Raw genomic sequence first — 11,310 nt, 5'->3', positions numbered from 1 at the left:
GGCGGCCTCGGGCGGCAGGTTCACCGAGGCCAGGAGCTCCGCCACCCGCCCGGCGATCTGCGGGACCGGCACGATGCCGTGGACGCGCAGCGCCTCGCCCAGCGTCTCGCCCACGGTCAGGCGCGGGTTCAGGGAGGTGTGCGGATCCTGGAACACCATCTGCGCGCGGCGGTGGAAGCGTCGGCGGGTGGCTCCGCGCAGGGCGGCCAGATCGTCGCCGCCAAAGCTCACCTGCCCGCCATCGGGAGAATCCAGCCCGACCAGCAGGCGGGCCAGGGTGGACTTGCCGCAGCCGGATTCGCCGACGATGCCCAGCACCTCGCCCCGACGCACCGCGAGCGACACGCCGCGCAGCGCCTGCACGCGCCCGCCCCGTGGTGCCCTGAAGCTGCGCGTCGCCTCGCTGACGCGGAGCAGCACCTCCGGCGGCGTGAACTGGAGGACGGCGCTCATCGTTCCTGCTCCATCCATCGCGGCGGCAGGAGATCGGCGGCGAGGCAGGCGGCCAGATGGTCCGGCTCCACCGATTCCAGCGCCGGCACGCCGGCCTCGCAGCCCGCCATCCGCCAGGTGCAGCGGGGGGCGAAGGCGCAGCCCGGCGGCATCCGCAGCGGCGAGGGTGGCGTGCCGGGCACGGGGCTGAGGCGGCCGCCCTCGTTTTCCTCGCCCGGCATGGCACCGAGCAGGGCGGCGGTGTAGGCGTGGCGCGGATGGGCGAAGAGGCCGGCGGCGGGGCCGCTTTCCACCACCCGCCCGGCATACATCACCGAGACCCGGTCGCAGGTTTCGGCCACCACGCCCAGGTCGTGCGTGACCAGGATCATGGCCATGCGGTGCTCCTCCACCAGGCGGCGCAGCAGGCGCAGGATGCCGTCCTGCACCGTGACGTCGAGCGCCGTGGTGGGCTCGTCGGCCAGCAGCAGCCGGGGGCCGGGGGCCAGGGCGATGGCGATCATCGCGCGCTGGCGCATGCCGCCGGAGAATTCATGCGGGTAGGAGCCCAGGCGCTCGCGCGGGCTGGGGATGCCGACCTCGGCCAGGAGCTGCTCCGCCCGCTCCCGCCGCGCCGCGCGGCCGAGGCGCGGGAAATGCGCCTGCAGGCTTTCGTCGATCTGCGCGCCCACGGTCATCACCGGGTTCAGTGCCAGTCCGGGCTCCTGGAAGATCATCGCGACCTCCCGCCCCCGCACCTGCTGCAAGGCGCGGGGCGGCAGGGCCAGGAGGTTCCGGCCATTCCACAGCACCTCGCCGGCGATGCGGGCCTTGGGCGGCAGCAGGCCGGGGATGGCGCGCAGGGACACGCTCTTGCCGCTGCCGCTCTCGCCCACCAGCCCCAGGATCTCGCCCGGCGCCACGGCGAGGTCGACGCCGTGCACGATCGGCAGCGGCCCCATGGCGACGCGCAGGCCGCGCACCCGCAGCCCCTCGCCGGTGGCGGGCGCGGCGGCGGATGCGGGCGGCGTCAGGGTTCCCGCCGCCGTCAACGCCGGATGTCCATGCGGTCCGCTAGCCCATCGCCCAGGAGCGAGAAGCCGAGGCCGCAGATCACCACGGCGACGCCGGGGAAGATCGCGATCCAGGGCGCCTGGGTCAGGAAGTTCTTGCCGTCCGCCACCAGCACGCCCCATTCGGCCTCCGGCGGCTGTGCGCCCAGGCCGAGATAGCCGAGCGAGGAACCGAGCAGGATGGCCAGCGCCATGTCGGAGACGGCATAGGCGAGGACCGGCCGCACCGCATTGGGCAGGACGTGGCGGCCCAGGATGCGCGCGGTGCCGTAGCCCAGGCCGCGCGCCGCCGAGATGTGGTCGGTGGCGGCGACCACCGCGACCTCGCCCCGCATCAGGCGGGCATAGGGGACCCAGCCGGCGATGGCGATGGCGATGTACATGTTGGTCAGGCCCGGGCCGAGTACCGCGACGATGGCGATCACCAGCACCAGGAAGGGAAAGGTGACCACGAGGTCCATGGCGCGGCCCAGCAGCGTGTCGGCGATGCCGCCGAGATAGCCCGCCATCAGGCCCAGGAAGCCGCCGACGACCATCGGTCCGGCCACGGCGAGCACGGCGATCTCCAGGTCCACCCGCGCGGCCCAGACGGTGCGGGACAGCACGTCGCGGCCGAACTGGTCGGTGCCGAAGGGGTGCTCCCAGGAGGGCGGGGCCATCAGCGCGTTGTAGTCGAAGAAGAGCGGGTCGAAGGGGGCGATGAGCTGCGGCACCAGGGCGCAGAGCACCACGATGCCGAGGATCGCGCCGCCGAGGGCCAGCGCCCTCATGAGCGCCTCCGCTGCGTGGCGCGCGGATCGAGCCAGGCGACGGTGAGGTCGGTCGCCAGGAAGGTCAGCGAGACCAGCACCGCCAGCACCAGGGTCAGCCCCTGCACCACCGGGTAGTCGCGGGCGAAGATGCTGTCCACCATCAGCCGCCCCACGCCTGGGATGGCGAAGACGCTTTCGGTGATCACCGCGCCGCCCAGCAGCCCGCCGATCTGCAAGCCGACCAGGGAGACCGTGGCCGCCGCCGCGGGACGCAGGACATGGGAGCGCATCACCACGGATTCCGGCAGGCCCTTGGAGCGGGCGAAGGCCACATGCTCCGCCCGCAGCGTGCCCAGCAGCGAGGCGCGCAGCGAGCGCGTCGCCACGGCGGTGAAGGAAAGGGCCAGCGTCAGGGCGGGGAGGAAGAGGTGGTAGATGTGTTCCAGCGGCGTGTCGCCATAGCCGCCCACCGGGAAGATCCGCCACTGCGCCGCGAAGAGGGTGAGCAGCAGCAGGCCCAGGAAGAAGATCGGCGCGCTGAGGCCGACCTGGAGGCCGCTGCGCACCGCCACATCCTCCCACCGCCCGGCGCGCAGCGCGGCGATGAAGGCGAGCGGCAGGCTGAGCAGCAGCGACAGGATGATCGCCATCAGTGTCAGCAGCAGCGTGGCCGGCAGGCGCTCCGCCACCAGTTGCAGCACCGGCACGCGGGCGCCGATCGACATGCCCAGGTTGCCTTGCGCCAGCAGCGTCACATAGGACCAGAACTGTTCCGGCACCGAGCGGTCCAGCCCCAGCTCGGCGGTGAGGCGCGCCACGGCCTCGTCGGTGCCGCGTTCCCCCAGCATGGCCGAGACGGCGTCGCCCGGCATGGCGCGCGCCAGGAAGAAGACCGCGACCACCGCCAAAGCGAGGGTCGGCAGCATCTGGCCGATGCGGCGCAGGGCATAGCGCAGCACCGGCGGCTCAGCGCTGGACCGCGGCTTCCACGAAAAGGTTGTTGCCCAGCGGGATCTGCACGAAGCCGGTGGCCTGCTTGCGGAAGGCGACCGGATAGGGCGTCTCGTAGAGGAAGAGGATCGGCGCGGCCTCGGCGTAGGTCTTCTGGATCTCCTGGTACATCGCGGTGCGCTTCTCCAGGTCCGTCTCCTTGCTGCTGGCGAGGTAGAGCTCGTCCAGCTTCGGGTTCTGGTAGCCGGAGCGCACATTCTCCACATTCGGGTAGTAGGCGAAGTAGGAGGTGATCTGCGCCGGGTCGGCGATGTCGTTGGTCCAGAGCGCGGTGCGGAGCTGGAAGTCGCCGGCGCGGTAGCGGGCGACCTTGGTGGCGTTGTCGAGCTGCTCGATCGTCACCTTGATCCGGATCGCGGCCAGCATCTGCTGGATCGCGGTCAGGTCGTTCACGTCGTCCTGGTTGCCGGAGATGGTCTGGCAGGTCACCTCGAAGCCCTCGGCATAGCCCGCCTCGGCCATCAGCGCCTTGGCCTTGGCGAGGTCGTAGGGGTAGAGGGCGCCCGAGGCCGGGCCGCTGAACAGCGGCGTGGTGGAGGACATGAAGGAGCGCATGGGCTTGCCCAGCCCCTGCGTGGTGATCGCGATGATCGCGTCCTTGTTCACCGCGTGGTTGATGGCCTGGCGCACCCGCACATCGGCCATCGGGTTCTTCCGGCCCTTGTATTCCGGGCGGCAGTTGAGCCCGACATAGCGCACGCGGGTCGAGGGCCAGAGCTCCATCCGCATGGCCGGGTCGGCCTGCAGCTCCTTCACCCGGGCATAGGGGACGAATTCCGTGCCATCCAGCTCGCCGGCCTTCAGCTTCAGCAGGCGGGTGGCGTCGTCGGGCACGATGTCGAAGCGGAGCTCATCCAGATAGGGCAGCGGCTTGCCGTCCGCGGCCACGCGCCAGTGATGCGGGTTGCGCTTCAGCAGCATGGTCTGGCCACGCTGCCAGGAGGCCAGCACGAAGGGGCCGGTGCCGACAGGCTTCTCGGCGAAGGCCTTCATCTTGTCTTCCACCGTGGCGCCGGGCGCGGCCTCGACCAGCTTCTGCGGCATGATGCCCGTGTTGAAGGTGGCGAGTGCCGCCAGCAGCGTGGCGTCGGGGTGGCCGAGGCGGATCGTGACCTTTCCTTCGCCCGGCTCCACGGCCTTGATCGAGCCGATCAGGTCCTTCCAGGCGCCGGTGCCGCGGGCGCGGTCGAGCGACCAGGCCACATCCGCCGGGGTCAGGTCGCTGCCATCGGCGAACTTCACGCCGGGGCGGAGCGTCAGCTCCAGGGCGAGCCTGTCGTCGCTCCATTTCCATTCCGTGGCCAGGCCGGGCTGCAGCCCCTTGCCGTCCGGGGTGGGGGAGAGGAGCGTGTCGAAGAGGTTGGTGAGGACCCAGATGTCGGCATTCAGCTCGGTGGCCACCGGGTCCAGGAACTGGCTGTCGGTGTAGCGGCCGAAGGCCATGCGGCCGCCGCGGATGGCCGAGGAAGGCGCCCCGGGTCCCCCCGCCGCCTGGGCCAGGGCCTGTCCCGGAAGGGCCGGGGCGGCCACGGCCAGCGTCGCGAAGCCGGCCAGGAGGGAGCGTCGGGTCAGTTCGAGGGCGTCGGTCATCCGGGGGCTTTCCTGGGTTGCCCCTAGGCTGTCCCCCGGATGGCGCGGGTGTCAACGCGCCGCGCCGCCTCGTTTCCCAAGGGTTTTCAAGGTGCCCGGCCCAGGCTGCACAGGATCTGTGCAGCCCGGCCCCAGGCATTGGCAGTCAGCGGCCGGCTTCGTCCCGCATGAAGCCCTTCTTCTGCATGTCGGGCATCAGGATCACCGAGACCAGGGCGACCACGAGCATGATGGTGACGTACCAGCCGAAATAGCTCTCCACCCCGGCATTCTTGAAGCTGAGGGCGACGTATTCCGCCGAGCCGCCGAAGATCGCGTTGCCGATGGCATAGGAGAGGCCGACGCCCAGCGCCCGGACCTCGGCGGGAAAGAGTTCTGCCTTCAGCACGCCGCTGATGGAGGTGTAGCAGCTGATGACGGCCAGGGCGATCAGCAGCAGGCCCAGCGCGACGAGGGGAGAGGAAGCGGTGCCCAGGGCGTTCAGCAGCGGGATGGTGGTGAGGATGCCCGCCACGCCATAGACCAGCAGCAGGTTCTTGCGGCCGAAACGGTCCGAGATGGCACCGAAGATCGGCTGCATGCACATGTAGAGGAAGAGCGCCGCCGTCATCACGAGGCTCACGGTCTTCACCGGGAAGCCGGTCGTGTTGACCAGGTATTTCTGCATGTAGGTGGTGAAGGTGTAGAAGGGCAGGCTGCCGCCGGCGGTGAGGCCCAGCACCGTCAGGAAGGAGCGCGGGTGGGCGAGCAGCGCGCGCAGCGTGCCGGCGCCCTTGGCGCTGCGCGTCTTCTCCGTCGAGGTCTCGTGCAGCGAGCGGCGCAGGTAGAGGGCGATCACCGCCGTGGCGGCGCCGATCAGGAAGGGGACGCGCCAGCCCCAGGCGCGCATCTGGTCGGCCGTGATCAGCATCTCCAGGATCACCACCACCAGCACGGCGAGGAGCTGGCCGCCGATCAGCGTCACGTACTGGAAGGAGGAATAGAAGCCGCGGTTCTTCGAGGTCGCGACCTCGCTCATATAGGTCGCGACGGTGCCGTATTCGCCGCCCACGGAGAGGCCCTGGGTCATGCGGGCGAGCAGCAGCAGGAGAGGCGCCGCGATGCCGATGCTGTCATAGGTCGGCAGGATCGCGATCACCAGCGAGCCGCCGCACATCATGAGCACGGAGACCAGCATCGAGAACTTCCGCCCCTTGCGGTCGCCGAGGCGGCCGAAGAACCAGCCGCCGATCGGGCGCATCAGGAAGCCGATGGCGAAGACGGCGGCCGCCTGGAGCAGCGCCACCGTCTGGTTGCCGCTGGGAAAGAAGGCATGCGCGAAGTACAGCGCGGTGAAGGCGTAGGTGTAGAAGTCGTACCACTCGACCAGGTTGCCGGAGGATGCGCCGACGATGGCCATGACGCGTTTGCGGACCTCATGAGGCTCGCCGACAACGATTCCGCTGCTATCCATCCGATCTCTCCTGTTCGAGCCAGGCCGTTTCCTTAGCGCGGATGCCGGGAGGGCCATAGGGCCGCGGCGGCAGGTCTATCTGATGAATGGGCAAGGCAGGCCGTCGCTTTCATGGATGCTCGTCCATGAAAGCGGCCCTTGCTTCGCCGGGGCCCGGCCCGTCGGGGACGTGTTCCGGCCTCAGGCGCCGCGCATCGCGGGCACCAGCAGGCCGACATTGTGCCGGAACATGGCCTCGTAGGTCGCGGCCGGGCCGTCCGGCGGCGAAAGGGAGTCGGAGAACAGCTCGCCCTGCACCTTGGCCCCGGCATCCCGGGCCAGGCGTTCCAGGAGCGCCGGGTTGGTCATGTTCTCGATGAAGACGGCGGTGACGTGCTTTGCCCGCACCTGCCGGATCAGCGCGGCGACCTGGGCGGCGGAGGGTTCGCTTTCCGTGCTCATGCCCTGGGGCGCCTCGAAGCGCACGCCATAGGCCGCGCCGAAATAGCCGAAGGCGTCATGGCTGGTCACGACGATGCGGCGCGCCTCCGGCACGGTCGCGACCTGTTCCCGCACCCAGGCATCCAGGCTGGCGAGGCGTTCCCGGAAGGCCGCGGCGTTGCGGCGGTAGAGATCGGCGCCCTCGGGGTCCGCCGCGGCGAGGGCTTCCGCGATGTTGCCGGCATAGGCCTGGCCGTTCCGGAGGTCCTGCCAGGCATGGGGATCGGTTGCCTCGTGGCTGTGGCCATGGCCTTCCTCCACCATCTTCCGCGGGGTCACGCCCTGGCTGGCCGTCGCGATCCGGGCCTTGGTGGCGGAGGAGCGGATCAGCCGGTCGAGCCACGGCTCGAAGCCGAGGCCGTTGCGGACCACGAGCCCGGCGGAGCGGATCGCCGCTGCATCGGAGGGGCGGGGCTGGTAGGTGTGGGAGTCGCCGCCGGGGCCGACCAGGGTATGGATGGCCACCCGGTCGCCGCCGACCTGACGCACCATGTCGCCCAGGATGGAGAAGGAGGCGACGACATCCAGCCGTGGCGCGGCGGACGGGGCGGCGGCCTGTGCCCGGGCGGAGCCGGGGGCGAGGAGGTTGCCCAGGGAAAGCAGGGCGGGGGCCAGGAGCAGGGTGGAGCGGCGTCGCATGGCGTGGCTTTCAAAACGTTATAACATCTCATAGCGCCGGCCTGTCCGAGGGGGCAAGGTGGGCGATCACGTCCCGGCCGCCATGATCACGGGGCTGGTCCAGCTCCGCTCCGGCTGCCCGGGCACCGCCCTGGGTTCCGCCTTGCCGCGCGGGGGGGCGATGCCGCTGGCCGCCGGACCCGTGCCCGGTGCATCCCTGGCTCCCGCCCACGGGCGCGGCGCCGGGCTGTTACGGCCCCCATCTGGCAGGATAAGCGGGGTCATGGCGTGTTCCTGGCGGGGCGCCCTTCAAGCCCGGCGCCAGCCCTGCTACGCCTGCCCGCAACGTCCACCTGACAGGATTGCAGCACCCATCATGTCTGAGAGCTTCGACGTTATCGTCATCGGCGCCGGTCCCGGCGGCTATGTCTGTGCCATCCGCGCCGCGCAGCTCGGCATGAAGGTGGCCTGTGTGGAGAAGCGGGCCACGCTGGGCGGCACCTGCCTGAACATCGGCTGCATCCCCTCCAAGGCGCTGCTGCAGTCCTCCGAGAACTACGAGGAGGCGGCGCACCACTTCGCCGACCACGGCATCGGCGTGGGGCAGCTCACGCTCGACCTCGCCCGCATGCAGGCCCGCAAGGGCGAGGTGGTCGGTGCCAACGTCAAGGGCGTCGAGTTCCTGTTCAAGAAGAACAAGGTCACCTGGCTGAAGGGCGCGGGCAGGATCACCGCCCCGGGCAAGGTCGAGGTCGAGGGCGCGACCTACGAGACGAAGAACATCATCATCGCCACCGGCTCCGACAGCGCACCCCTGAAGGGTGTCGAGGTGGACGAGAAGCAGATCGTCACCTCCACCGGTGCGCTGGAGCTGGAGAAGGTGCCGGGCCATCTCGTCGTCATCGGCGGCGGCGTGATCGGGCTGGAGCTGGGCTCCGTCTGGCGCCGCCTGGGCGCCGAGGTGACGGTGATCGAGTTCCTCGACCGCCTCGTGCCCGGCATGGATGGCGAGATCGCCAAGCAGTTCGAGCGCGTGCTGTCCAAGCAGGGCATCAAGTTCAAGCTGAAGAGCAAGGTGACCGGCGCCACCAAGGGCAAGGACGGCGTGACGCTGACCGTGGAGCCTGCCGCCGGCGGCACCGCCGAGGAGATCAAGGCCGACGTCGTGCTGCTGGCCATCGGCCGCCGCCCCTATGTCGAGGGGCTGGGACTCGATGCCGCGGGCGTGGCGCTGGATGAACGGGGCCGGGTGAAGGTGGACGGGCATTTCGCCACCAACGTGCCCGGCATCTATGCCATCGGCGACGTGATCGCCGGCCCGATGCTGGCGCACAAGGCCGAGGAGGAGGGCGTCGCTGTCGCCGAGATCCTGGCCGGGCAGCATGGCCATGTGAACTACGCCGCCATTCCGGGCGTGGTCTATACCTGGCCGGAGGTGGCCTCGGTGGGCGAGACCGAGGAGACGCTGAAGGAGGCCGGGACGGCCTACAAGGTCGGCAAGTTCCCCTTCACCGCCAATGGCCGCGCCCGCGCCATGGGCACCACGGACGGGTTCGTGAAGATCCTGGCCGACAAGGAGACCGACCGCGTGCTCGGCGCCCATATCCTGGGGCCGGATGCGGGCACGCTGATCGCCGAGCTGGTGATGGCGATCGAGTTCGGCGCCTCGGCCGAGGATGTGGCGCGCATCTGCCACGCGCATCCTTCGCTGAACGAGGCGGTGAAGGAGGCGGCGCTGGCCGTGGACGGGCGGGCGCTGCATATCTGAGGCACCCCTCGGCTCTCCGGGCGGGAGGATTCCCGCCCGGGATCATGCGGCATTCCATAGGTGCGTCGGCGCGCCCATGGAATGCACGTAAAGAGTGTATTAACACGCGGTCAGTTACTCTTTGTGGTTGCGCAGCGCAGCAAGCGCTGTGACATCATGCGGGCATGAGTGCCCGATCCATCCAGGCGGCGATCCGTTTCGGCCTGGGGCCGCGGCCGGACCAGCCGGTTCCCCCCGATGCCGAGGCCTGGCTCCTCGCCCAGATCGACCAGCCTGCCCCGCATCCTCCGCCCCCGGCGGGGTTCGACCACATGCCGACCGTCGCGGATGGCTTCCGCGTCTGGCGGGAACGGGATGCGGCGGGGCCAGTGCAGCCGGGCCAGGTCACGCCGGTCGAGACCTATGTGATGGCCGAGAGCGTGGCCGCCTGCGCCTGGAGGATCGACACGCCCGCGCCGTTCCGCGAGCGGCTGGTCGATTTCTGGACCAACCATTTCACCATCAGCCGCCGCGCCAGCACCCAGGCCAATGTGACGGTGCCCTCCTTCGTCCGGGACGTGATCCGGCCGCATGTGACCGGGCGCTTCGTGGACATGCTGATCGCCTCCACCACCCATCCGGCGATGCTGGGCTATCTCGATCAGGCGGCCTCGGTCGGACCGGACAGCCCGATCGGCCGCAAGACGGGGCGCGGGCTGAACGAGAACCTGGCGCGCGAGGTGATGGAGCTGCACAGCGTCTCGCCCGCCGCCGGCTATACCCAGCGCGACGTGACGGAATTCGCGCGGCTCCTCACCGGCTGGCGCTATGAGCGGGACCGCGAGCCCTATGGCACCGTGTTCCGCGACCCGGCGCATGAGCCGGGCGTGAAGAGCATCCTCGGCCAGCGCTTCGGCGGCGGCCTGATGGTGGATGGGCGGGAGGAGACGGAGGCGGCGCTGCGCTTCCTGGCCGCCCACCCCGCCACGCACCGGCACCTCGCCACCAAGCTGGCCCGGCATTTCGTGGCCGATGACCCGCCGCCCGCCGCGGTGGCGAAGCTGGAGGCCGTGCTGCGGGACACGGATGGCGACCTGGGCGCCGTGTCCCGTGCCCTGGTGCGGCTGCCGGAAGCCTGGAACCCGCCGCTCACCAAGCTGCGTGGCCCGCTGGACTATGTCACCGCCGTCTATCGCGCCTTCGGCTGCGACGGGGCGCAGTTCGGGGAGATGGCCTTCAAGAGCGCCTTCGGCCTCGGCCAGCAGATCTGGGGCGCCGCGCAGCCCAATGGCTGGCCCGACCGGGGCAAGGACTGGCTGGGCCCCGAGGCCGCGATGCAGCGGGTGGACTGGTCCTTCCAGCAGGCCGGACGCTTCGCCCGCAAGGACCCCATGGCGGTGACGGAGGTGGCGCTCGGCCCCCTGGCCTCCGCCGAGACGCGCGGGGCGATCCGTGGCGCGGGATCGCCGCAGGAGGCCCTGACCCTGCTGTTCAGCAGCCCGGAGTTCCAACGCCGATGAGCCATCTTCCCTCGATCGGACGGCGCGGCCTGCTGCTGGGCCTCGCCGCCACGGCGGTCGCCGCGCAGTCCCGCCTCGCCTTCGCCGCCATGCCGGCCGGGGCGCTGCCGGGCGAGAACCGGCTGGTCGTCGTCATCCTGCGCGGCGCCATGGACGGGATGGCGGCCCTGGCGCCCTATGGCGACGCGAACTACCGCGCGCTGCGGGGCTCGCTCGCCCTGCCGGAGCCGGGGCAGGAGGGGGGGCTGCTGGATTGCGGCGGCTTCTTCGGGCTGAACCCCAGCCTGGGCGCGATGCACGGCATGTTCCGCGCGGGGGAGATGCTGCCCATCCACGCGGTGGCCGGCCCCTATCGCAACCGCAGCCATTTCGAGGCGCAGGACATGCTGGAGAGCGGCGCCGCGGAGCGCGGCGGGCTCACCTCCGGCTGGCTCAACCGCGCCCTGTCCGGCTTCGCGGCGCGGCCGAAGGGGGAGGCGGATCTGGGGCTGGCGGTCGGGCTGTCCCTGCCGCTGCTGATGCGCGGGCCGCAGCATGTGGGGATGTGGGCGCCGCCCCGGCCCGTGCGGCCGGCGCCGGACCTTTATGCCCGCGTGGCCGACCCTGTCTCTTGATTCCACCTACGCACAGCTCC

10 protein-coding genes are annotated in these 11,310 nt (G+C 70.7%); 3 read left to right on the top strand and 7 right to left on the bottom strand.

All coding sequences use genetic code 11. The annotated features are described in order from the left end of the window. The 7 genes from ROTAS13_RS12110 to ROTAS13_RS12080 form a co-directional block, all read right to left on the bottom strand. A partial coding sequence (locus tag ROTAS13_RS12110) for an ATP-binding cassette domain-containing protein (protein ID WP_139323338.1) occupies positions 1 to 453 on the bottom strand: 453 nt, incomplete at its 3' end. Continuing rightward, positions 450 to 1,484 (bottom strand): ABC transporter ATP-binding protein, encoded by a 1,035-nt coding sequence (locus ROTAS13_RS12105; protein WP_019460874.1) that lies wholly within the window; start codon positions 1,482 to 1,484, stop codon positions 450 to 452. The genes ROTAS13_RS12105 and ROTAS13_RS12110, both read right to left, overlap by 4 nt. Continuing rightward, positions 1,481 to 2,275 carry an ABC transporter permease gene (locus tag ROTAS13_RS12100; protein WP_019460875.1) on the bottom strand — a complete coding sequence of 265 codons (795 nt, stop codon included), beginning with the start codon at positions 2,273 to 2,275 and terminating at the stop codon, positions 1,481 to 1,483. The genes ROTAS13_RS12105 and ROTAS13_RS12100 overlap by 4 nt, the downstream gene beginning before the upstream one ends. Continuing rightward, positions 2,272 to 3,216, bottom strand: coding sequence for an ABC transporter permease (locus ROTAS13_RS12095; RefSeq protein WP_019460876.1), 945 nt, complete (start codon positions 3,214 to 3,216; stop codon positions 2,272 to 2,274). Before ROTAS13_RS12095 ends, ROTAS13_RS12100 begins: the two co-directional genes overlap by 4 nt. Positions 3,217 to 3,223: 7 nt before the next feature. Beyond that, complete coding sequence (locus ROTAS13_RS12090) at positions 3,224 to 4,858, bottom strand: ABC transporter substrate-binding protein (RefSeq protein WP_075822470.1); 1,635 nt, start codon at positions 4,856 to 4,858, stop codon at positions 3,224 to 3,226. A gap of 145 nt (positions 4,859 to 5,003) precedes the next feature. Next, complete coding sequence (locus tag ROTAS13_RS12085; protein ID WP_037250407.1) at positions 5,004 to 6,311, bottom strand: MFS family transporter; 1,308 nt, start codon at positions 6,309 to 6,311, stop codon at positions 5,004 to 5,006. Positions 6,312 to 6,491: 180 nt separating this feature from the next. Continuing rightward, on the bottom strand, positions 6,492 to 7,430 hold the full coding sequence (locus ROTAS13_RS12080; protein WP_058389663.1) for a metal ABC transporter substrate-binding protein: 939 nt from the start codon (positions 7,428 to 7,430) through the stop codon (positions 6,492 to 6,494). A gap of 355 nt (positions 7,431 to 7,785) precedes the next feature. Here ROTAS13_RS12080 and lpdA point away from each other — a divergent pair, with 355 nt between their 5' ends. From lpdA to ROTAS13_RS12065, 3 genes are all read left to right on the top strand, one after another. Next, entirely contained in the window at positions 7,786 to 9,177 is a 1,392-nt protein-coding gene (gene lpdA, locus ROTAS13_RS12075) for a dihydrolipoyl dehydrogenase (RefSeq protein ID WP_075822469.1), read from the top strand. Positions 9,178 to 9,341: 164 nt separating this feature from the next. Then, positions 9,342 to 10,676, top strand: a complete 1,335-nt coding sequence (locus ROTAS13_RS12070; RefSeq protein ID WP_075822468.1) for a DUF1800 family protein — start codon at positions 9,342 to 9,344, stop codon at positions 10,674 to 10,676. Next, the gene (locus ROTAS13_RS12065; RefSeq protein WP_371329188.1) at positions 10,673 to 11,290 is read left to right on the top strand and encodes a DUF1501 domain-containing protein; all 618 of its coding nucleotides are present in this window, start codon (positions 10,673 to 10,675) and stop codon (positions 11,288 to 11,290) included. Before ROTAS13_RS12070 ends, ROTAS13_RS12065 begins: the two co-directional genes overlap by 4 nt. The last annotated feature ends 20 nt before the right edge of the window (positions 11,291 to 11,310 follow it).

The sequence above is a fragment of the Roseomonas sp. TAS13 genome (genome assembly GCF_001950415.1).
GTDB classification, from domain to species: Bacteria; Pseudomonadota; Alphaproteobacteria; order Acetobacterales; family Acetobacteraceae; genus Roseomonas; species Roseomonas mucosa.
This window is presented reverse-complemented; position numbering and strand designations above follow the sequence as displayed.